At 42.2% G+C, this 25,824-nt stretch carries 7 protein-coding genes; 6 read left to right on the plus strand and 1 reads right to left on the minus strand.

Annotated elements, in window-relative coordinates:
• Window positions 1-922 precede the first annotated feature (922 nt).
• The 6 genes from C5470_RS05105 to C5470_RS05130 all read left to right on the plus strand — a co-directional run bounded on the left by C5470_RS05105 (window position 923) and on the right by C5470_RS05130 (window position 23,349).
• Window positions 923-7,546 (plus strand): Tc toxin subunit A-related protein, encoded by a 6,624-nt coding sequence (locus tag C5470_RS05105; RefSeq protein WP_166286512.1) that lies wholly within the window; start codon window positions 923-925, stop codon window positions 7,544-7,546.
• A gap of 487 nt (window positions 7,547-8,033) precedes the next feature.
• Window positions 8,034-15,263 carry a Tc toxin subunit A-related protein gene (locus C5470_RS05110; protein ID WP_166286514.1) on the plus strand — a complete coding sequence of 2,410 codons (7,230 nt, stop codon included), beginning with the start codon at window positions 8,034-8,036 and terminating at the stop codon, window positions 15,261-15,263.
• Between the two features lie 57 nt (window positions 15,264-15,320).
• Window positions 15,321-19,739 carry a SpvB/TcaC N-terminal domain-containing protein gene (locus C5470_RS05115; protein ID WP_166286516.1) on the plus strand — a complete coding sequence of 1,473 codons (4,419 nt, stop codon included), beginning with the start codon at window positions 15,321-15,323 and terminating at the stop codon, window positions 19,737-19,739.
• Between the two features lie 61 nt (window positions 19,740-19,800).
• Complete coding sequence (locus tag C5470_RS05120; protein WP_166286518.1) at window positions 19,801-20,097, plus strand: phage holin family protein; 297 nt, start codon at window positions 19,801-19,803, stop codon at window positions 20,095-20,097.
• Window positions 20,097-20,279 (plus strand): hypothetical protein, encoded by a 183-nt coding sequence (locus tag C5470_RS05125; protein ID WP_166286520.1) that lies wholly within the window; start codon window positions 20,097-20,099, stop codon window positions 20,277-20,279. Before C5470_RS05120 ends, C5470_RS05125 begins: the two co-directional genes overlap by 1 nt.
• Window positions 20,266-23,349: an RHS repeat-associated core domain-containing protein gene (locus C5470_RS05130; RefSeq protein ID WP_166286522.1), complete on the plus strand. Its 3,084-nt coding sequence runs from the start codon at window positions 20,266-20,268 to the stop codon at window positions 23,347-23,349. Before C5470_RS05125 ends, C5470_RS05130 begins: the two co-directional genes overlap by 14 nt.
• A 343-nt stretch (window positions 23,350-23,692) precedes the next feature.
• On the opposite strand, the gene C5470_RS05135 is transcribed toward C5470_RS05130, so the two are convergent.
• Window positions 23,693-24,586 carry a LysR family transcriptional regulator gene (locus C5470_RS05135; protein ID WP_036849862.1) on the minus strand — a complete coding sequence of 298 codons (894 nt, stop codon included), beginning with the start codon at window positions 24,584-24,586 and terminating at the stop codon, window positions 23,693-23,695.
• Between the last annotated feature and the right edge of the window lie 1,238 nt (window positions 24,587-25,824).

Here is a 25,824-nt window from a genome sequence, read left to right on the forward strand (position 1 = left end):
TTCAAATTGACGATCCAGTATGAATTGGACTTTCTCTTGAATTGAGCGTGTATTTTCTGGGTACATCATATTTAGCAATATTATTTTTTCTTTAAATTGATCACGCTCCTTCAGCCCCCATTGTGAAAAAAATTCAATATCAAAATGACACAAATACAACCATGTGTATATGGGCATTATCTATATATTGAGTTCAGTCACAATATTCATTCTTTTACAGGAGGTTTCTTGGATATATTACCATTATAAGAATAGTTTTAAAAAAATAATAACTATACCCGTTATCTTTCAAGTTGCCTCTTTGTTGGCTGCACTCGCTCACCCCGGTCACATAGTTCGCTATGCTCCCGGGGATTCGCTCCCTTGTCGTCGCGATGCATCTTGAAATCTATAGGGTATAATTCATTGAAAATCATTATTTCATACAGAATGATATATAGTCGCGATAATTACTATAATGATACACCAAAAGAAAAAATGTTCACTGAATGCCATCTGACAATTGCCTAAAACTGGCCCTAAAAATGGGGACAGAAAACAATCGAAATAATGTTTTTTCTAATCGTTCTCTTCGCTCATCACAAAATATTAATCATTTTATTTTTCATAAAACACCATTAAAAACAATAGCAACTATTTCATGATCTTATCATTAATTAATGATAATTATTATTGGTGTGATTATAAATTTTGTTATTGCATTGCCACAGTCATTTAGAGAAACAATAGATAATAACGCTATGAAATAGTTAATGGCCTAATGATACCGTTTTACCTACCCGTTATTTTCAGCCTATTTCAGCCCGTTATCAGACGTCATATTTGCTGCCTTATTCTAATGAATATCAATAACTTTTTTATTGTATCCATGATACGCAGGACAGCATAAATGTTTTATTTTTAACATCTAAAAGGAATAAACATGAGCACACTCACGCCAGAACGCCCTGAAATAACACAACAGGAACAAAAAGCTAACCGACTGCATGAAGCGAGTATTCTCAAACGTGCCAATCCTCAATTACAAAATGCGGTACATCTTGCCATTACAGAGCCTCATGCTGATCAGCAAGGTTATAACAGTAAATTTGGCAATCGCGCCAGTCAGTATGTCGCCCCAGGCACAGTTGCTTCCATGTTCTCTCCCGCCGCTTATCTGACTGAGCTTTATCGTCAGGCACGCGGTTTACATGAGGAAGGTTCCATTTATCATCTGGATAAACGCCGCCCTGATTTAAAATTACTGACACTCAGCCAGCAAAATATGGACGATGAAGTTTCTACACTTTCTCTATCTAATAAGGTGTTGCTGGAAGGCATTAAGACACTGACCGGGTTGGAAGGACATACTAACGTGATGAAAACGCTATCAACCTTCCGCCCTTCTGGCCCAATGCCATATCACGATGCTTATGAAAATGTGCGTAAAGTTATCCAGTTGCAAGCTCCAGTATTTGAACAATTCAATGAGTCACCGAAAATCGCTGATCTAATGTATCAAACCTCCCTATTAGGAATTAATGCGTTTATCTCGCCTGAGTTGTTTAATATTTTGGTGGAGAAGATTACCGATGACGAAGAGGAAATTAAGAGGCTCTATGGGAAGAATTTTGGTGATATTGAACCTGCTCTGATGGCAACACCGGAAAAGCTGAAAAGTTATTATAATCTGACGGATGAAGAACTTAATCAGTTTATTGACCAGCAAAAGATTAGACTAATACATGAGGAAATGAATTCCGAATACCCCAATCAACAACCAGCTCAATATTATCTGCTGATGCTCAATAAGATTATTCGCCTGTCCCAGGCAACAGGGCTGACACCAACAATCCTTAAAAGTATTATCTCTAGTAGCACCTATCAGGAGGTATCTATATATCCAGAGGTAATCCTGGAAGCTGTAATCACCGTATACAATGAACTTAATAATGGACCGGATATTGACGCAGAGATATTAAAGAAAATCTCTCGTGTTAAATGCTATATGCAGCGTTACGGTATTGATGCTGAAACCGCACTGATACTGTGCAATGTACCCATTTCAGGAAACATCTATAGTGGTTCCCCCAGCCAATTGTTTAATCGCTTGTTTAATACCCCACCATTGGATGGTCAGAATTTTTCCACGTCGGATGAGGAAGAGATTGATTTAAATCTGGGTAGCACCAATGATTGGCGTAAAGCAGTGCTTAAACGTGCTTTTAATGTTGATGATGACTCATTAAAACGCCTGTTCAAGATTACCAATCGTACCAACACTAATGGAAAGATAATCCATAGCGTAGAGAATCTTTCTTATCTCTATCTGGCCAAATTGTTGGCAGACATCCATCAATTGACAATTGATGAACTGGATTTACTGCTAGTTGCCATAGACGAAGGAACAACCCATTTATCTGGGATCAATGATGAAAATCTGGCTGCTCTGATTGACAAACTTTATGCTGTTACCCGCTGGTTACGCGCACGGAAGTGGGGTATGTACCAGTTGCTTGTGATGACCACCACTGACTATAACAAAACCCTGACTCCAGAAATCCAGAACCTGCTAGATACTGTCTACAATGGCTTACAGGGCTTTAACAGTGAAAATCAGGCAAATCTGCTGTTGAAAATGTCTCCTTATATCACAGCCGCTCTGCAATTGCCGTCAGAAAATGTTGCTCACTATGTGCTCACCTGGGCAGATCAGCTAAAACCTAGTGCAGGAAAAGTAACGGCAGGAAAATTCTTGGGATGGTTGCAGGCTCTACGCGATCCAAAACAACCAAAATCCGCTGTAACACAAGAGCAGGCTGTTCAATACTGCCAATGCCTGGCACAATTAGCGCTGATTTACCGTTCCACCGGCCTTAGCGAAAACACTTTACGTCTGTTTGTCACAAAACCACGGCTCTTTGGCCTTACCGAAGTAACAGCATCAACACACAATGCATTATCACTGATAAAGCTGACTCGTTTTACTGACTGGGTTAACTCTCTGGGTGAAAAAACCTCTTCTGTACTGACCGAATTTGAAAAGGAAACATTAGAGGCAAAACAGTTGGCTGATGCCATGAATCTTGATAAAAATCTACTGGGGCAAGCCAGTGCTCAAGCACAAGTGAACTTCTCCAACTGGATATCTCTCGACACCATCCTGCAATGGGTGCATACCGCGCATCAATTGAACATTTCTCCACAAGGCGTTTCCACACTGGCGCAAGTAATGACCGCAGAATCTCCCCCTGACTATACCCAATGGGAAAACGTCGCTGCAATATTAACCGCCGGACTGGACACCCAGCAGACCAACACCCTGCACGCTTTTCTGGATGAGTCTCGCAGTGCCGCATTGAGTGAATACTATATCGGTAAAGTCGCTAGTCAAAACTCAGCGATTAAAAACCGTGATGACCTGTACCAATACTTATTGATTGATAATCAAGTTTCTTCTGCCATCAAAACCACGCCGATAGCTGAAGCTATCGCCAGCATCCAGCTATATGTCAACCGGGCATTGAAAAAGATGGAGGGTGATGCAGTCACAAGTGTCATCTGCCACCCGTTCTTCATCAACTGGGATAAATACAACAAACGCTACAGCACCTGGGCTAGCGTCTCTAAACTCGTTTACTACCCCGAAAATTACATCGATCCGACTATGCGTATCGGACAGACAAAAATGATGGATACGCTGCTGCAATCCATCAGCCAGAGTCAATTGAATACCGATACGGTAGAAGACGCTTTTATGTCTTATCTGACATCGTTCGAACAGGTGGCTAATCTGGAAGTCGTTAGCGCCTATCATGACAATGCCAACAGTGATCAAGGATTGACCTATTTTATCGGACACAGTAAAACAGAGGTTAATCAATATTACTGGCGTAACGTGGATCACAATAAATTCAGCGACGGTAAGTTCCCTGCCAATGCCTGGAGTGAGTGGTACAAAATTGACTGTCCAATAAATCCCTATAAGAACACTATTCGCCCAGTAATCTTCCAATCCCGCCTGTATTTAATTTGGCTGGAGCAGAGAAAGGCTGTTAAGCAAATAGAAAATAATAATCAAACCGTCGAAGAAGATTATCATCTTGAACTGAAATTGGCTCATATCCGTTATGACGGTACCTGGAATACACCAATAACCTTTGATGTAAGTGACAAGATATTGACTGTTTTTAAGATATTGACACCATTAGAACAATCGAACGCATTGGCGTTGTTGGAGCAATTGAAAAAATACCAAAAACAATTAGAGGAGAAACTGGAGGAACAGAAAAAATTCGAGGAACAACTAAAATCACTCAAGCCACTCAATCCAATAAGTCCGCCAGTATTGCTCCGCCCCCAAGAGTCATCCGAATCATTAGAAGCGCTACTAAAACAACGCAAAGAACAATTGGCTCAATGGGAAAAACAATTACTTCAACAGGAAAAACAAACGACGGAGATAAACATACTGGAAAAACAAATGGAACTAAATCAACAGGAGATACAGAAGCAACAAAATTTACTGGAACAGCAACTAGGGTTTTATTGTACAAATCATCAACACAATAAATTGCTAGTAATGTTTTATCAAAAACAGGATGATCGGGATAAATACACAACAGACGCACCAATAATCGGGCTGCATATCTCCTCAAACATGTTATCTGAAGATATGAATCTTGAAGATTACTTAACTCACATTCATAAACAATTTGATACTTATACTAAGGCCAACAGTGCCATAAGGATGAATAACCGGTATGAAGTCTCTTCATCAGCAGAAACGGATGATGATAATATCCTGGCTCTTCACCATGATACAAACGGGGCACAATATATGCAGTGGGGAACCTATCGTATTCGCCTTAACACACTGTTTGCCCGTAAATTAATTAGCCGCGCCAACACAGGGCTCGATACCATTTTGAGTATAGAAACCCAAAATATTCAAGAACCGCAATTAGGTCAGGGATTCTATGCTACGTTTATTATGCCCCCCTATAATCCATCAACTCATGGTGAGCGTTGGTTTAAGCTTCAGGTCCGATATCCTGCTGGTAACCCATATACTATCTATTCAGGCCAGTTAGAAGATACAAGTGTAAGCATCACACTATTTATCCCTATGATTACCTTTCCTTATGCTCCTCCGAACCCTGATTATCACGCCAGAGTTAATATTATCTTCAAAAAAGTTCAACAAGACTCACATAATTACCGGCCAGGTCCTTTATTTATTAAAGATCATCAGAATAAGATATCAATAAAATTGGACTCTAATCTAGAACATTTCCAGAACGTCAATGTATTGAAGGATTCTAACAGCGAACCCATGGATTTTAGCGGCGCAAATAGTCTCTATTTCTGGGAACTGTTCTATTATGTCCCAATGTTGATTGCTCAGCGTTTACTGCACGAACAAAACTTCGATGAAGCTAACCGTTGGCTGAAATATATCTGGAATCCGTCTGGTTATATTAAGCACGGTCAAATTCAGCATTACAACTGGAACGTTCGCCCGTTGCTGGAAGATACTAGTTGGAACGATGATCCATTAAATTCAGTCGATCCTGATGCTGTAGCACAATATGATCCAATGCATTACAAAGTCGCTACTTTTATGCGCACCCTTGATCTGTTGCTGGACCGTGGAGATTATGCATATCGTCAGTTAGAACGAGATACGCTTAACGAAGCTAAGATGTGGTATATGCAAGCACTGCATCTGTTGGGTGATAAACCTCATCTATCGTTCAGTTCAGAGTGGAGCAAACCGAGTTTAGGTGACGCGGCCAGAACAGAAAAACAAGAGGAACACGCCCAAGCAATAACCTCCCTACGACAAGGTGATGTTAGTCGGCACAGCAACCCGACAGATCTTTTCTTGCCACAGGTCAATGAAGTGATGCAAAACTACTGGCAGAAACTGGAACAACGGCTGTACAACCTGCGTCATAATCTCTCTATTGACGGACAACCGCTACATCTGCCTATTTACGCTACACCGGCAGATCCAAAAGCATTACTCAGCGCCGCTGTCGCCAACTCCCAAGGTGGAGCAACTCTCTCTCAGCCATTTATGTCACTGTGGCGTTTCCCACACAGGCTGGAAAACGCACGCGGTATGGTGAATCAGCTCATTCAATTCGGCTCTACGTTACAAAATATTATCGAACGTCAAGATGCTGAAGCCTTAAATGTCCTGCTACAAAATCAAGCAAAAGAGCTGATATTGACCAATATGAGCATACAGAACAAAACCATCGAAGAGCTGGACGCTGAAAAAATCGTGCTGGAAAAATCTAAAATCGGGGCTCAATCACGCTTTGACAGCTACAGCAAGCTATACGATGAAAATGTCAATGCGGGTGAACGCCAAGCGCTGGATATGAGAGTAGCTTCCCATAGTATTACAAGCGGATTGAAAAGCCTGCATATGGCTGCTGCTGCACTGGATATGGTACCGAATATCTACGGCCTGGCTGTCGGGGGATCGCACTATGGTGCTATCGCCAATGCAATTGCTATCGGTGGTAGTATTGCCGCGGACGGTTTATTGATTGAAGCCGATAAAGTCTCGCAATCTGAAATATGGCGTCGTCGCCGTCAGGAATGGGAAATTCAGCGTAATAATGCACAAGCCGAGCTAAACCAAATCTACGCTCAACTTGGTTCACTGGCAGTACGCCGTGAAGCTGCAGTATTGCAGAAAACTAGCCTGAAAACCCAGCAGGAACAAACCCATGCACAACTGACCTTCCTGCAATGTAAGTTCAGCAATCAGGCGCTGTACAACTGGCTGCGTGGTCGACTGGCCGCCATTTACTTCCAGTTCTACGATTTGGCGATATCGCGTTGTCTGATGGCTGAAATGGCCTATCGTTGGGAAACTAACAATAAATCTACCCACTTTATTAAGCCTGGTGCCTGGCAAGGAACTCATGCCGGTCTGCTCGCGGGTGAAACCTTAATGTTGAATCTGGCACAGATGGAAGATGCTTATCTGAGGTGGGATAAACGCGCTCTGGAAGTGGAACGTACTGTTTCATTAGCAGACGTTTATACGGAACCTAATAAAGACAGAATTGATTTGACAGCCGAAATCACCGACTTACTCGAAAAAAGGAAAGATAACTTGGGCAATGACGATAATGGCATCCGTCTCAATGACAATAAATTGATAGCCACAGTCAATCTTGCCAGTTTGAACATTCTGGAAGATTACCCAGCATCTGTTGGTGAAACCCGACGCATCAAGCAGATCAATGTCACCTTGCCAGCCCTATTAGGACCATACCAAGATGTACAAGCCATTCTGTCCTACGGAGGAAGTGAAACCGGGCTGGCCGAAAGCTGCAAATCACTGGCAGTTTCCCATGGAATGAATGACAGCGGCCAATTCCAACTGGATTTCAACAATGGTAAATTCCTACCGTTTGAAGGGATTGCGATTAATGATACGGGTACATTGACGCTAATTTTCCCAAATGCGACTGACAAACAAAAAACCATATTGCAGACACTGAGCGATATCATTCTGCATATTCGCTACACCATTCGCTAATAAACATTCCAATCAAATGTTAAAGACAGGCTCCTAAACGGGGCCTGAATCTTTCACGAATATACACCACACCCACTGTCTACTTTCTTATCTGTTTAGTACTCGTTATAACAGAGATACCTTCTTTTCTATTGAGTCCCATTGCCTACTATAAAATATCAACCCTCTTCTTTTTCATAGTATTCCATATGTAACAAAAGTAATTATTTCTTATCGTTATTGTTAAATATATATATTACTTTACATGCAATTATAAATTTTGTTATTGCATCTCAATAGTCATTTAAACAAATAATAACATCTCGAAATAGTTGATGGTTGAACGGTAATTTTTATTTGACTGTTCTTTTCAACCTAATTTCAGACCGCTATCAAACGTTACATGTGTTGCCTTTACTTTGATGGATATAAATAACCTTATTTATATCCACGAATATGTAGGTCAGCATCAATGTTTTATAGACTCAACATTTAAAAGGAAATAAGCATGAACACACTCAAGACAGAATATCAACAAGCATTAGGAGAGGATTTTACTTCTCTAACCGATATTTGCTACCTCTCTTTTGATGAACTTCGCAAAAAAGTGAAGGACAAACTCTCGTGGTCACAGACTCAGAGCTTATATCTTGAAGCACAACAGGTGCAAAAGGATAATCGCCTGCATGAAACTCGCATTCTGAAACGCGCCAATCCTCAGTTACAAAGTGCGGTACATCTTGCCCTAACCAAACCTCATACTAACCAGCAAGGTTATAATAGCAAATTTGGCAATCGCGCTAATCAGTATGCAGCCCCTGACGCAATTTCTTCTATGTTTTCTCCCGCAGCTTACCTAACTGAACTTTATCGTCAGGCACGGGATTTACATGCCGAAAATTCTATTTATCATCTGAATACTCGCCGCCCAGATCTAAAATCATTAATGCTCAGCCAGAAAAATATGAATACAGAGATTTCCACACTTTCTCTGTCTAATGACATGTTGCTGGAAGGTATTAAAACTCAGTCTGATTTAGACAACCACGCTAAAGTGATGGAAAAATTATCTACTTTCCGCACTTCTGGCTCTCTGCCGTATCACGAAGCTTATGAAAGCATACGTAAGATTATTCAATTACAAGCTCCAGTGTTTGAACAATCCAGTACATTAACAGATACGCCAATCACCAAACTGATGAATCAAACCTCCTTGCTGGGGATTAATGCCTCTGTCTCACCAGAGCTGTTTACTATTCTGACGGAAAAGATAAAACCAGCAACCAATGCTGATAACACTGAGAAACTAAAAGAACTTTATAAGAAAAACTTTGGTGAAATTAAATCTCTTCGGATGGTAAGGGCAGAATACCTGAAAAGTTATTATAATCTGACAGATAAAGAACTTAACCAGTTTAGTAAAAAGATTAAACAAATAGATAGCCTGTGGAATATGGGAGACGAGATTACCCAATACTATCTGTTGAAATTCAATAAAGCTATTAATCTGTCTCGAGCAACCGAACTATCGCCCACAATCCTTAACCACATTGCCATCGATATCCTTAAAAAAACACCTCCAGAAGATGACTCTGACAACCCTTTTAAGGACGACCCTGATTACCTTGAAAGCTTTAAAGACCTTGACCTTAGTGACGAACCAGATATAGATGAAGATGTATTAAAAGAAGCCTTTCGTGTTAAATACTATATGCAACGTTACGGTATTGATGCTGAAACTACACTAATACTGTGCAAAGCACCTATTTCAGAAAACTCTTCTCATCCCAATCTAACCAAATTACTGGCAGACATCCATCAGTTAACCATTGATGAATTGAATTTACTGTTGGAAACCATAGGTGAAGGAACAACCAATTTATCTGAGATTACTCATGACAATCTAGCTGCTCTAATTGACAAACTCTATGCCGTCACTGGCTGGCTACGTACACAGAAGTGGAGTATCTATCAGTTATTTGTGATGACCACCACTGACTATGATAAAACCCTGACACCGGAAATCCGGAACTTACTGGATACTGTATATAACGGTCTGCAAGATTTTGACAAGAAAATACTAAAAGCCAAAGAGGAGCTAAAAAAAGCGGAAGAAAACCTGCCAAAATCGGAAGAAAATTTAAAGAAAGCCAAAGAGAATCTGAAAGAGGCCGAGGAGAATCTGAAGAAAGCATTATCTCCTTATATAGCCGCCGCTCTGCAATTGCCATCTGAGAATATTGCTCTCTCCGTGCTGGCTTGGGCAGATAAACTAAACTCTGGCAAAGAAAACAGGATGACGGCAGATTCATTCTGGAACTGGTTGCGGAAAAACCCCATTGAAACTCAATCGAAAACAACTGAAGCAACTGAAAAAAATACACTAATTCAACAGGCTGTCCAGTACTGCCAATGTCTGGCACAACTAGCGTTGATTTACCGTTCCACCGGCCTTAACGAAAATACCTTAAGTCTGTTTGTAGAAAACCCTCAATACTTTGTTATTAAAACCGAGGCGACACCAGCAACACCAAAACATGATGTATTAACACTGACAACACTAACGCGTTTTACTGACTGGGTTAACTCACTAGGTGAAAACGCCTCTTCTGTACTGACTGAATTTAAAAATGGAACATTAACGGCGAAACAACTGGCTAACGCCATGAATCTTGATGAAAATCTGCTGTCGCAAGACAAACCTACTGAACAAGGCAACGATATCGGGGCTGGGACCGGAGCAAAGATAAACAATACCTTCGTCGATTGGATCTCTATCGACACTCGCCTGCAATGGGTTAGCATAGCGCGTCAATTGAATATCTCTCTACAAAACGCTTTATATCTGAATGAATTACTCACTAAAGGCTCTCCTACCGTTTATAGCAAGTGGGAAAATACAGCAGCAGCATTAATCGCCGGATTGGATACTCAAAAATCCAATACTCTGCATGCGTTTCTGGATGAGTCTCGCAGTACCGCATTAAGTGCATATTATATTTATGCTCATAACCAAAAAGATCTACAAAATAGAAAAGAGGCTGTAATTAAAAACCGTGATGATCTATATCAGTACTTATTGATTGATAACCAAGTTTCCGCCGCTATCAAAACCACAGAGATTGCCGAAGCCATCGCCAGTATTCAACTGTATGTGAACCGAGCATTAAAAAATATGGAGGGAGATACTGTCACAAGTGTCACTAGCCGCTCATTCTTCACCAACTGGGATAAATACAACAAACGCTACAGCACCTGGGCTGGAATATCTAAGCTTGATTACTATCCTGAAAATTACATCGATCCGACACTACGTATCGGACAGACAAAAATGATGGATGCACTGCTGCAATCCATCAGCCAGAGCCAATTGAATACCGATACAGTAGAAGACGCCTTTAAATCTTATCTAACGTCATTCGAACAGGTCGCTAATCTGGAAGTTATCAGCGCCTATCATGACAACATTAATAATGATCAAGGATTAACCTATTTTATCGGACACAGTAAAACAGACGTTAATCAATATTATTGGCGCAGTGTGGATCACAGTAAATTCAGCAACGGTAAATTCCCCGCTAATGCCTGGAGTGAGTGGCACAAAATTGACTGCCCGATTAACCCATACCAAGACACTATCCGCCCGGTAATCTACCAATCCCGTTTGTATATAATCTGGCTGGAAGAAAAAAGGATTGCTACACATGAAAGTGGTAAAACGACCGAGAGTTTCCGTTATGAACTGAAACTGGCGCATATTCGCTATGACGGCACCTGGAACACGCCAATCACCTTTGATGTGAATGACAAAATATCTACTTTAGGATTGCAAAATAAAGCACCTGGACTTTACTGCTCAAGCTTTCAAGGCAAAGATAAATTGCTGGTTATGTTTTATCAAAAACAGTCCGAACAGGCAGATTATACACGGGCTACTATGCAAGGGTTATATATCTCCTCTAATATGTCACAAGAAAAGATGGAGCCTGATAATTATAAAACTAATATCTATAAACAGCTTGATACCGGTACTGCAACCAAAAGTGTTATAAGAGTAAATAACCGCTATGCAGAAAGCTACGAAATCCCTTCATCAGTAAACAGTAATAATGGTTATGATTGGGGAGAGGGCTACTTGAGTATGGTGTATGGTGGGAATATTTCAGTTACCCGTTCCAAAGAAAGTGATTTAAAAATCCAAATCTCCCCAAAGTTAAGGATCATTCACAATGGATATGAGGGTCGCCAACGTAATCAATGCAATCTAATGAAGAAATACGGTAAGCCAGGTGATGAATTTATTATTTATACCACGCTAGGTATTAATCCAAATAATTTATCAAATAAAAAATTCATCTATCCTGTTTATCAATATAAGGGAAATGTCAGCAATCTTAGTCAAGGAAGACTCCTGTTTTATCGAGATAGTACGACTAATTTTGCAAGAGCTTGGTTCCCTAACCTTCCCTCTGCCTCACAAGAAATGTCCACATCCACCGGTGGTAGTATTAGTGGTAATTATGGTTATATTGAGAATAAACATAGTGATAACAATCCATTCGAAAAATATTTCTATATGGATGACCACGGCGGTATTGATACCGATGTTTCAGGACCAATGTTTATTAATACAAACATTCAGCCTTTAAACGTTACAATAACAGTGAAAAAAGTGAATGAGAAGGATAAGTTAGAAAGTAAGACATATACAGCGCATGACAACGTTTCAGTTAAACCACCACTCAGCTTCGAAGAAATGTGTTATCAATTTAATGGCCTCGAAGAAATAGATGTCTCCACACTGGTATTTAAAAATAATGAAGCAAGTATTGATATCAGCTTTACAGCATCTGCTGATGCATTTAAAAATGGTCAGGAAAAACGTAATCTAGGTGAAGAACATTTCAACATTCGTGTTATCAAAAAAGCGAATGCTGATGATGTCCTGACCCTTCACCATGATGCAAACGGGGCACAATATATGCAGTGGGGAGTTTATCGTACTCGCCTTAATACCCTGTTTGCCCGTAAATTGATTAGTCGTGCTACTGCAGGTATCGATACCATTTTGAATATGGAAACTCAAAATATTCAGGAGCCACAGTTAGGTAAGGGTTTCTATGCTACGTTTGTGATTCCACCCTATAACTCATCAACTCATGGTGATGAACGTTGGTTTAAGCTTTATATCAAACATGTTGTTGATAATAACTCACACATTATCTACTCAAGTCAATTAGGAGAGACGAGTGTCAGCACTACGTTATTTATTCCTCTTGATGATGTTCCATTAGATAACCGTTTTCATGCCAAGGTTTATATGACCTTCAAAAAATCGCCATCAGATGGAACTTGGTGGGGACCTCACTTTATTAGAGATAAAGAAGGGATAGTCACAATAAATCCTAGCTCCATTTTGACCCACTTCGAGAACGTCAATATTCTGAAGGATGTCAGCAGCGAACCCATGGACTTCAGCGGCGCTAACAGCCTCTATTTCTGGGAACTGTTCTACTACACTCCAATGCTGATCGCTCAACGTTTGCTGCATGAACAAAACTTCGATGAAGCTAACCGTTGGCTGAAATATGTCTGGAACCCATCCGGTTATATTGTGCATGGTCAAATGCAGGATTACCGCTGGAATGTCCGCCCTCTGCAAGAAGACACCAGCTGGAACGACGACCCACTCGATACAGTCGATCCCGACGCTATAGCTCAACATGATCCAATGCACTACAAAGTCGCTACATTTATGCGCACCCTTGATCTACTTATAGCACATGGAGATTACGCTTATCGTCAGTTGGAGCGGGACACCCTCAATGAAGCCAAAATGTGGTACATGCAGGCACTGCATCTGTTAGGCGACAAACCCCATCTGTCACTCAATTCAACATGGGATGATACAAGTTTAAATGATGCCGCTAATCCTGAGAGACAAAAGGAGCACTCCCGCGCAATAGCCACTCTGCAAAAAAATGATTTTGAGCTGCATAACAACCCGACAGATCTTTTCCTGCCACAAATCAACGAAGACATGTTGAGCTATTGGCAGACACTGGAACAACGGCTATACAACCTGCGTCATAATCTCTCTATCGACGGGCAGCCCTTACACCTGCCTATTTACGCCACACCGGCAGACCCAAAAGCGTTACTCAGCGCTGTGGTTGCCAGCTCACAGGGTGGAAGCAGTCTACCAACGTCATTTATGTCACTGTGGCGTTTCCCACATATGCTGGAAAACGCACGCGGCATGGTAAACCAGCTCATTCAATTCGGCTCCACGTTACAAAATATTATCGAACGTCAGGATGCTGAAGCATTAAATACGCTGTTACAGAATCAGGCGGCAGAACTGATATTGACCAATCTCAGCGTACAAGACAAAACCATTGAAGAGTTGGATGCTGAAAAAACTGTGCTGGAAAAAACACGCCTGGGAGCACAATCACGCTTTAACATCTACAGCAAATTATATGATGAAAATATCAACGCTGGTGAACATCAAGCGCTGGATATGAGAGTGGCTTCCCAAAGTATTACAACTGGATTGAAAGGCCTACACATGGCTGCCGCTGCGCTGGATATGGTACCGAATATCTACGGCCTGGCTGTCGGGGGATCACACTATGGTGCTATCGCCAATGCGATTGCTATTGGTGGTGGCATTGCCGCAGACGGTTTATTGATTGAAGCCGATAAAGTCTCGCAATCTGAAATATGGCGACGCCGCCGTCAGGAATGGGAAATCCAGCGTAATAATGCCGAAGCCGAGCTGAAACAAATTGATGCTCAACTCAGTTCACTGACAATACGCCGAGAAGCCGCGGTATTGCAGAAAACCAGCCTGAAAACCCAACAAGAGCAGACTCATGCACAACTGACCTTCCTGCAACGTAAGTTCAGTAATCAGGCTCTGTTCAACTGGTTACGTGGCCGACTAGCCTCCATTTACTTCCAGTTCTACGATTTGGCGGTATCGCGTTGTCTGATGGCTGAAATGGCCTATCGCTGGGAGACTAATGAAACTACTACAAACTTCATTAAGCCTGGTGCCTGGCAGGGAACCCATGCCGGTCTACTCGCGGGTGAAGCCTTGATGCTAAATCTGGCACAGATGGAAGATGCCCATTTGAGACAGGATCAACGCGTATTGGAGGTAGAACGCACCGTTTCGCTGGCCGAAATCTATAAAGATGATAAAGGTCAATTTTCCCTGACTGAGAAAATTGCAAAACTGGTGAAGGATGGATCAGGCAGTGCCAGTAGCGGGAATAATAGCTTGAAGTTTGGTACAGGAAATGCCCAAACCTCACTACAAGCGTCCATTTCGTTGGCTGATTTGCAAATCCGTAAAGACTACCCGGAGGACAGTGGTGTAGGCAACGTTCGACGTATTAAACAGATCAGCGTCACCCTGCCGGCTCTGTTAGGGCCATATCAAGATGTGCAGGCGATATTGTCCTACGGCGATAAAACAGGATTAGCCAAAGGCTGTGAAGCATTGGCTGTTTCCCACGGCATGAATGACAGCGGTCAGTTCCAGCTTGATTTCAACGATGGCAAATTCCTGCCGTTTGAAGGGATTGACGTTGATCAAGGCACATTAACGCTGAGCTTCCCGAATGCGACTCACAAACCCGATGAATCCGAGAAACCTGGCAAACAACAAGCCATGCTGGAGAGTCTAAGCGACATAATTCTGCATATTCGCTACACCATTCGCCAATAACTATTTTAATTTAAGTGCTAAAACAGGCCCCTAAATGGGGCCTGCAAGGAGTCTTTCATGCAAAATTCACAAGAATTCAGTATCACGGAACTATCATTGCCTAAAGGGGGAGGCGCTATCACGGGTATGGGTGAAGCGTTAACACCCACCGGACCGGATGGTATGGCCGCGCTGTCTCTGCCATTACCTATTTCAGCCGGACGTGGTTATGCCCCCTCACTCACTCTGAATTACAACAGTGGTGCTGGTAACAGCCCGTTTGGTCTGGGCTGGGATTGTGGAGTTATGACTATCCGCCGCCGTACCCATTTTGGTGTTCCCCACTATGACAAAACCGATACCTTTCTAGGACCAGAAGGGGAAGTACTGGTCATCGCGGATCAACCTCGCGATGAGTCCATATTAAAAAATCCTTACTTAAAAAATACCGGTTTGGATACCACTTTTACTGTTTCCGGCTACCGTTCCCGTCTGGAAAGCCATTTCAGCCGATTGGAGTATTGGCAACCTAAGACAAAAAACGAAACAGATTTTTGGTTAATATATAGCCCAGATGGACAAGTACATCTACTGGGTAAATCGCCTCAGGCGCGGATCAGCAATCCATCAAAAACTTCACAAACAGCACAATGGTTATTGGAAGCTTCCGTGTCACCGCATGGTGAACAAATTTATTATCAATATCGCGCCGAAGATGACACAAGTTGCGAAGCAGATGAAATAACCGCCCATCCACAAGCCACAGCGCAACGTTATCTACACATAGTGTATTACGGCAACCAGACAGCCAGCGAAACGTTACCCTGTCTGGATAGCAGCGTTCCCTCACAAAAAAACTGGTTGTTCTATCTGGTATTTGATTATGGCGAACGCCGTAACGATTTGAAAACGCCACCAGCATTTACAACAACGGGTAACTGGCTTTGTCGTCAGGACCGTTTTTCCCGTTATGAATATGGTTTTGAGATCCGTACCCGCCGTTTATGCCGTCAGGTACTGATGTATCACCACCTACAAGCATTGGACAGTCAAATAAAAGGACATGATGAACCAGCGCTGGTTTCACGCTTGGTGCTAAACTATGACGAAAGCGCAATCGCCAGCACGCTGGTATTCGTTCGTCGAGTGGGACACGAACAAGACGGTATTGCCATCACCTTACCACCACTGGAGCTGGCATATCAGGATTTTTCACCGAAGCAGAACACTAGCTGGGAACCGATGGATGTACTGGCAAACTTCAATGCCGTTCAACGCTGGCAACTGGTTGACCTGAAAGGCGAAGGGTTACCCGGTCTGCTATATCAAGATAAAAGAGCCTGGTGGTATCGCTCCCCGCAGCGTCAGACAAGAAGTACCCCAAACGCTGTCACTTGGGAGAAAATAGAACCTTTATCTATTATCCCCTCCTTACAAAACAACGCATCACTGGTAGACATCAACGGCGATGGACAACTTGACTGGGTTATCACAGGATCTGGGTTGCGGGGATACCACAGCCAACGTCCGGATGGCAGCTGGACACGTTTTACTCCACTCAACGCCTTGCCGGTGGAATATACCCATCCCCGTGCACAATTGGCAGATTTAATGGGCGCTGGACTATCTGATTTGGTACTGATCGGCCCTAAAAGTGTTCGTTTGTATGCCAATACCCGCGACGGCTTCACCAAAGGGCAGGATGTGGTGCAATCCGGTGATGTAACACTGCCAGTACCGGGCGCCGATGCCCGTAAGTTGGTCGCTTTTAGTGATGTACTGGGTTCCGGTCAAGCACATCTGGTTGAAATCAGTGCGACTAAAGTCACCTGCTGGCCGAATCTGGGGCACGGACGATTTGGTCAGCCAATCACTCTACCGGGATTCAGCCAGCCAACGACTGAGTTTAATCCAGCGCAGGTTTATCTGGCTGACCTGGATGGCAGCGGTCCAACTGACCTGATTTATGTTCACAAAAACCGCCTGGATATCTTTCTGAATAACAGTGGTAACGGTTTTTCAGCACCAGTAACACTAACTTTCCCGGATAATTTGCGTTTTGATGATACTTGTCAGTTACAGGTGGCCGATGTGCAGGGATTGGGGGTAGCTAGCCTAATACTGAGCGTGCCACATATGACGCCCCATCACTGGCGTTGCGATCTGACCAGCGTGAAACCGTGGCTGCTCAATGAAATGAATAACAATATGGGTACCCGTCATACCCTGCGTTACCGCAGCTCTGTCCAGTTCTGGCTGGATGAAAAAGCCTCAGCACGAGCCGCTGAACAAACACCAGTTTGTTATCTGCCCTTCCCGGTACATACCCTGTGGCAAACGGAAACAGAGGATGAGATCAGCGGTAACAAATTAGTGACAACCCTGCGTTATGCTCACGGTGCCTGGGACGGGCATGAGAGGGAGTTTCGCGGGTTTGGTTATGTTGAGCAGACAGACAGCCATCAACTGGCTCAGGGTAATGCGCCGGAACGGACACCACCAGCACTGACTAAAAACTGGTATGCCACCGGACTGCCCATAGTAGATGATGCATTATCGGCAGAGTATTGGCGTGGTGATAGTCAGGCTTTTACCGGTTTTACACCGCGCTTTACCGTCTGGACAAATAACGAGGATATTCTGCTGACGCAGGAAGATGAAAACAATCGGTACTGGTTCAACCGGGCGCTGAAAGGTCAGCCATTGCGTAGTGAACTGTACGGGCTAGATAACAGCGTACAAAAAGAGATTCCCTATACTGTCACTGAATTCCGTCCACAGGTACGCCGATTACAGAATACAGAGAACCAATATCCTGTACTTTGGCCATCGGTAGCAGAGAGCCGTAACTATCACTATGAACGTATTGCCAGTGATCCACAGTGCAGCCAGAATATCACGCTGTCCAGTGACCTATTCGGCCAGCCACTAAAACAGGTTTCGGTACAGTACCCACGCCGCAATAAGCCCGCCACCAGCCCGTATCCGGATATATTGCCTGATACGTTGTTTGGCAACAGCTATGATGACCAGCAACACAAATTACGACTGACCTATCAACAGTTCAGTTGGCACCATCTGACCAGCAATACCGTTCGGGTGTTGGGACTACCGGATAGCACCCGCACTGATACTTATGAGATAAACCACAATGAAGTTAACTGTAGTTTAAACCTGGAAACCCTGCGTGATAAAGATATCCTGACTACGTATGATAAACTGCGCAAATACTTCGGCCAGCAGCGAACGTTTTATACTGGCGGGCAAAGTAATACACCGACACGACAAGCGTTAATCGCCTTTACAGAAACGACGGTATTCGATGAATCCACATTGTCAGCGTTTGATGGAAGTATCGCATCTACGGAATTACCCACCACTCTGAAGGAAGCCGGGTATCAACAATCAGATTACCTGTTCCCTCGTACCGGAGAAAGCAAAGTCTGGACAGCCCGTCATGGCTATACTGATTACGGGACCGCTGCACAGTTCTGGCGCCCGCAAAAACAGAGCAACACACAACTCACAGGAAAAATCACACTAACCTGGGATACAAACTATTGTGTCGTGACAAAAACGCAAGATGCGGCTGGCCTGACAACCTCAGCCAAATATGACTGGCGTTTTCTGACCCCCGTGCAGCTCACTGATGTCAATGACAATGAGCACCTTATCACGCTGGATGCGCTGGGTCGCCCAATAACACAACGCTTTTGGGGAACTGAAAACGGTAGGATGACCGGTTACTTATCACCGGAACAAATGCCGTTCTCCCCACCAACTAGTATACAAACAGCCATTGATCTAACTGGGCTACTACCCGTGGCACAATGTCAAGTATATGCACCGGAAAGCTGGATGCCGGTATTAAGTGAAGACACCTTTAATACGCTAACGCAGGAAGAGCAGAAAACACTGCGCAATTCACGGATTATCACGGAAGACTGGCGTATCTGCGCACTGGCCCGCCACCGTTGGGTAAAAGGTCAAACAAAAGACACGCCATTGGTCAATCTGTTAACCCACAGCATCGGTTTACCCCCTCATAACCTTACTCTAACCACAGATCGTTATAACAGCGATTCCAAGCAACAAATCCGTCAACAAGTGGTATTCAGTGATGGCTTTGGCCGCCTGCTGCAAGCTGCTGTGCGACATGAAGCCGGTGAAGCCTGGCAACGTAACCAAGACGGTTCTCTGGTCACGAAAACTGAGGATACCAAAACTCGCTGGGCGGTAACCGGACGTACAGAGTATGACAATAAAGGACAACCGATACGAACCTATCAACCCTATTTCCTCAATGATTGGCGTTATGTCAGTGATGACAGCGCCCGGCAAGTAAAAGAGGCTTATGCAGATACCCACGTTTATGATCCCGTTGGCCGGGAAATCAAGGTTATCACCGCAAAAGGCTGGTTTCACCGAACCTTGTTTACTCCCTGGTTTACTGTCAGTGAGGATGAAAATGATACAGCAGCAGAGGTAAACATGTAACTTGATAAATCCCGCCCTAACGGGCGGGAAACACAGATAGAGGTGAAAGGTGTCGTTCATAATGCCGTCAGATACTCAACTTATTATCTGGTTGATCATTGGTTTTATTGCGGCCTGGGGCGGGTTAGTAAGGTACATCATAGATATGCAGAATAAACAAGACAAATGGAGCTGGATTAACGTCTTTTGCCAACTCATCATTTCCTGTTTTACCGGTGTATTGGGAGGATTAATGAGTTTTGAAAGTGGTGGCACCATCTATATGACTTTCGCGATAGCCGGGCTATTCGGCACAACGGGAAGTACCGGGCTGGACTGGATCTGGCGTCGCCTTTTTATGCATCAGGGAGGAAAGTAATGAGGATTTTCGTTGCAACAAGGAGCCGTCTGTCCCCCGCTACAATGGGAACATCGCAACAGGGAAATTATTCCAGGGAACAGAATTTAGCATTAGTACATTGCCATGCCGATAAAACTACGATTGCAGAAACTATTAAACACAGCAGCACAACAAAAGAGGTAAATCATGGAAAACTTTGACCCAAAATTTTATCAACATACCCCTACAGTCAACGTCTTGGATAACCGTGGCCTGACTATTCGTGACATCGGTTTTCGTCGTTCCACCGCAAACAGTACTACCGATACCCTCATCACCCGCCATCTGCATGATACCCGCGGGCACCTGATCCAGAGCATTGACCCGCGCCTGTATGAAGCCAAACAGAAAGACAACACGATAAAACCTAACTTTCTCTGGCAGTATGATTTGATCGGTAATATTTTGTGTACAGAAAGCGTCGATGCCGGTCGCACTGTCGCACTAAATGATATTGAAAGCCGTCCAATACTGACCGTAACCGCAACAGGTGCCAGACAAACCCGGCAATATGAAACCTCTCCTCTGCCTGGTCGTCTGCTATCCGTGACCGAACAAGCACCGGAGGAAAAAACACCCCGCATCACCGAACGCCTTATCTGGGCCGAGAATACGCCAACGGTGAAAGCTCATAACCTTGCCGGGCAATGTGTACGCCACTACGATACGGCAGGAGTCACCCGACCAGAAAGCCTGTCGCTGACTGGTACCGTTTTATCACAGTCCCAACAATTACTGGATGATAAGAATGGCAAGGGAGAAGCTAACTGGGCAGGTAATAACGAAACCACTTGGCAGAACATATTGACCAATGAAATCTATACTACCCAGAATACCTGTGACTCCACCGGCACTTTACTGACTCAGACCGATGCGAAAGGCAACATGCAACGCCTGGCCTATGATGTGGCCGGGCAATTAAAAACAAGCTGGCTGACCGTAAAAGGCCAGAATGAGCAGATTATTGTTAAATCTTTGACCTATTCCGCAGCTGGACAGAAATTACGCGAAGAACACGGCAACAACGTTATCACCGAATACATTTATGAACCGCAAACTCAGCGTCTGATAGGTATCACCACCCAACATACAAACAACGGTAAACCAGGAGCTAAAAAGTTGCAGGATTTACGCTATAAATATGATCCTGTGGGGAATATCATCAGCATTCGTAATGATGCAGAAGCTACCCGCTTCTGGAAGAATGAGGAAGTAAAGCCAGAGAATACCTATATCTACGATTCCCTGTATCAGCTTATCAGCGCGACAGGGCGTGAAATGGCTAATATCCGTCAGCAAAGCATCTCCTCTCCGGTAATCCCCCTGACTTCTGATAACAACACCTATACCAAATTTACTCGCAATTACACTTACGACGATGGTGGTAATCTGACCAAAATCCAGCATCGTACATCTGCCACCCAAAACAACCACACCAGAGGTATCACCGTCTCGAACTGCAGCAACCGAGCAGTGTTGAGTACGCTGACTGATAATCCGAAAGAAGTGGATTCATGGTTCGATGCGGGCGGCCATCAGAAGACGTTACACCGGGCAGTAAGGAATAAACTGACTGATGAGCCAGCAGAAATGGATTCATGGTTCGATACGGACAGTCATCAAAAGACGCTGAACCCGTCAGTACTGAATTCACTGGTTGATGACCCGGCACAAGTGGATACATTGATATGGATGCGGGAGCAAAACCTGAATTGGAATACACGGGGTGAGTTACAACAAGTAACACTGGTAACACGAAGCAAAAAACCACCAGAAAAACCGCAAGGAAAATCACAACAGGAGACATGGAACAATAGCACCAATAATGACCAGGAATGGTATCGCTATGGCAGCGATGGAATGAGGCGGCTAAAAATCAGTGAACAGAAGACCGGAAACAGCACCCAACAGCAACGAGTAACTTATCTGCCGGGCCTGGAGCTACGTACTACTGGCTCAACCAGCAAAACAACAGAGGACCTACAAGTCATCATAGTGGGTGAAGCAGGCCGTGCACAGGTGCGGGTGTTACACTGGGAGAGCGGTAAACCAAAAGATATCAGCAACAATCAGATGCGTTACAGCTACGATAATCTTATCGGCTCCAGTCAACTTGAACTGGATAACGAGGGACAAATTATCAGTCAGGAAGAATACTATCCATTTGGTGGGACGGCATTATGGGCAGCAAGGAATCAGACAGAAGCCAGTTATAAAACCATCCGTTACTCAGGCAAAGAGCGGGATGCCACAGGTCTATATTATTACGGTTACCGGTATTATCAGCCGTGGGTAGGACGATGGCTGAGTGCCGACCCAGCCGGGACAGTAGATGGGCTGAATGTGTATCGGATGGTGAGGAATAATCCGGTTACACTGCTTGATCCTGATGGTAGAGCGCCGATGGCTTCTGATGATATTGAAGCACTGAAAAGGAATTACAATCAAGAAAGTGGAGATTTGTTTTACGGCCTCGCACCTAACAGAGGGCGATATATAAAAAGCGTCAACCCTGATTTTAATTCAGAAAGCCCGGACAGTACGCCCATGATTATAGATGTTTATAATAATAATATTTCCAATACTATTCTGAGCAAATACTCAGTAAAAAAACTAGGTAAATTGTTTAATGACCCTAAGAAATATTCTAAGGATATTAAGGTTGCAGATAATTTAAGGAAAGATATTTTTTTAAGTAAAAGGGGACATTATCCCCTATGGGATGACTATTTTAATGCAGGAGGAGAAAACCCCAAATTCAACATTGCTAATATATATAAAGACACGATCAGTAAATATGGTTCTGACTATTATCACACATGGCATACTCCTACAGGAGCCGCACCTAAGTTACTCTGGAAAAGAGGCAGTAAACTGGGTCTAGAAATAGCAGCTAATAGTGAAAAAACAAAGATACATTTTGTCCTTGATGGACTGGATATTGAGCAAGTCGTTAATAAAACAAAAGGTTCTGATCACTTAAAGGCAGGACCTGGCGAATCAGTTACCGCTTCTGAACTACGTTATGCTTACCGAAATAGAGAGAGACTGAAAGGAAAAATTCATTTTTACGAGAATGATAAGGAAACAAGTGCACCATGGGATAAAAATCCAACGTTATGGCAGAATTATATTCCTAATAATAGGAGTGGAAATAGAAATGGCGGAATAAGATCTAGATTAAGTGCATTCATTAGAAATATACCTACATTATTTAGGCAAAGGAGATAATTACATTAGTGTAAATCTATAATAGGAAATATGTCTCGATAATATCATTAAGACAGCCCTTATCCCGCTAAACTTCCATTCAAAGGTCCTAATCAGCAAACGTCTTTAAGAATAAGCCATGAGAAGAGATTCATCTCATGGCTTACTTACTTTCACTATTTCATTAATAACATAAAACAATTTATGCGTATAAATAATTAATACAACCTTACAAAGCTTATCTATTCTATTCAGTCTGTTACAATATATTTTAATTTCAGTATTACACAATCATAATAACAACTCATCAATTCAGATTAATACTTTAATTAAATTAATAAAACTCACTAATTTATCTCTAATTCTAAAATATCAAATCAGAAATTAACAAACTTAATGGTTCTTTATACTTATACCTGAGAGTATATGCACAATACCTTACCGAGGGTGATGGAAACGATTCAAAATTCAAAAATGTTATGCCTTTATGAAGATGAGCAGAATAGCGTATTTCATTCGGTGTCATTAAACTTATAGCGACACCCGATTTTACCAGATCCAACCTATTAGTAAAATCAGGAACAGTCAGTAACGTTAAATTTCGGCATTCAGGCAGGTAATTCAATGGAATAAAATTATCGCATTGTTTTAAGAAAGCACTATTATGTTGAGCCAGAGGAAATGTATAGATTATTTCATCAGCGTTACTTTCTGGTTCTAAAATATCATTAGATACGGCAAGACGCAGAGTTTGATAAACTCCATCTACTCTTATTATATCGTCATTATCAGGATAGTATTCAGTCGTCACATAAACAGTGATATCGCCTTTTATTAAAGAAGAAAATATAACTTCTTCTCTTATCAGGTCATCAATTAAAAAATTATTGATTATACAAACATCTCGGTAATGGTAACGTTGAACGGCCCTTCTTATGACTGTAGATATTTTATTAACATATTCGCCATTTGTCCCAATAATCAGTTTTTCTGTATTTGATAATTTGCAATTTCTACGACAATGCCAGTTATTCTCAATTCTCTGGATCCTCTCATAACACGGCAACAACTCCTGATATAACGCTTTCCCTTCTTCTGTAAGCTTGGTTCCTCCCAGTAATCGCTCAAATATTTTGGTTGAATCAATAAAGGCGATCCCCTGGGTTTGGGCCTTGCGTGACGAAAGAAAAGCACAGAGAGGAATAAATTGTTGGCAAAAGTCATCGACGCCGCAGTAAAGTTCTTCTAAATTAGACATGCCTGAGGATCTCCACGATTTTATTTTCTTTGACAAAAACTTTGATCGTGCCTCAGGCACTTAGTTCCCTTCTTAAGCAAACCTCAGGTTAACTATCAATTAATATCGCGATGAAAAACCCCCTGAACTTCCGTTCAGGGGACAAGACCGGACGGGATTCCACTTTGTTTACCCAATCATATTTAATTTACTTATCAGCGATTCTATACTTCGTTTATTTTATATTTTACTTAACCCACCATAATCATTTAAAAACAATAATATAGAGATATTAAAGCTTTTATATCCAGCTCTGATTTAATTCAATAAACTCAACTTTTAAGAAGAAAAGTGAATTGCATTTAATCTAAAATCATTAACCATTAATAAAGAGTTATAAAACCCACACATAAAAGAATATTATCTGAACAGATAGATATTAAAGCGTTTTCTCGCCGGTCATTTTATGAATAAAATCATAAAAATAACACAATAAAAAAGGGATAAAACGGTTAATGTGGTAGGATTTAAACCCTGAAAAAGGGACTGATTATCCGGAAAAACAGAAAGAGGTATTTTTATATCATCAGGCTATTTACTTGCTGATTTATGAAGATAAAATAAAGGGTGTTGATTTATAAAAACCGCTCAGAATCGCCAGTAAAACAGTGCCAATAAAGATAAAAAGTGAATATAATTAACGTTAATAAAACGTAAAATACAATATACCATGATGATTAAATTTAATAAAAAACAGGTATTAAAAGTAGTAAAAACAACGGTTAAAACCTTATTATACCGATTAAAACCAGAGGTTAAAAAATTATTTTTAATAACAGATTAAAGCCTGCCCATCATAAAGCCATCAATGAAAAATGAGAAAAAGAATTGGCTTGATTAATGATTATATACCCCGTAGATATGAAATAGTTTAACAAGACAATATATTTAAAAAACGAATCGACTTTAATAATGTTTTCAACTGTAAATAAACTTCTCCATCAGTCAGTTAAATAAATAATCGCTTATGAAAAATATGAATAACAAAATCCGCAAATAAATTATTTAACCGAATACGAACTAAATTATTTTCAATGTTATTATATTGCATTTATCATGCAACACCGCGATACATTAAACACGCTCATTTAAACTTATTTTATACTATTTTATCCGGTCCAATAACATTACCTTTCTACGGTTTAAAAATCATTCCTATTTTTATACCGTTAATGTAATTTAACGCTTAAATACCCATT

The organism is Photorhabdus stackebrandtii, assembly GCF_011189495.1.
GTDB classification, from domain to species: Bacteria; Pseudomonadota; Gammaproteobacteria; order Enterobacterales; family Enterobacteriaceae; genus Photorhabdus; species Photorhabdus khanii.

Bases quoted from the DNA above. Each gene is read 5' to 3' on its own strand.
- C5470_RS05105 (WP_166286512.1), top strand. From the start codon at position 923: ATGAGCACACTCACGCCAGAACGCCCTGAAATAACACAACAGGAACAA.
- C5470_RS05110 (WP_166286514.1), top strand. From the start codon at position 8,034: ATGAACACACTCAAGACAGAATATCAACAAGCATTAGGAGAGGATTTT.
- C5470_RS05115 (WP_166286516.1), top strand. From the start codon at position 15,321: ATGCAAAATTCACAAGAATTCAGTATCACGGAACTATCATTGCCTAAA.
- C5470_RS05120 (WP_166286518.1), top strand. From the start codon at position 19,801: ATGCCGTCAGATACTCAACTTATTATCTGGTTGATCATTGGTTTTATT.
- C5470_RS05125 (WP_166286520.1), top strand. From the start codon at position 20,097: ATGAGGATTTTCGTTGCAACAAGGAGCCGTCTGTCCCCCGCTACAATG.
- C5470_RS05130 (WP_166286522.1), top strand. From the start codon at position 20,266: ATGGAAAACTTTGACCCAAAATTTTATCAACATACCCCTACAGTCAAC.
- C5470_RS05135 (WP_036849862.1), bottom strand. From the start codon at position 24,586: ATGTCTAATTTAGAAGAACTTTACTGCGGCGTCGATGACTTTTGCCAA.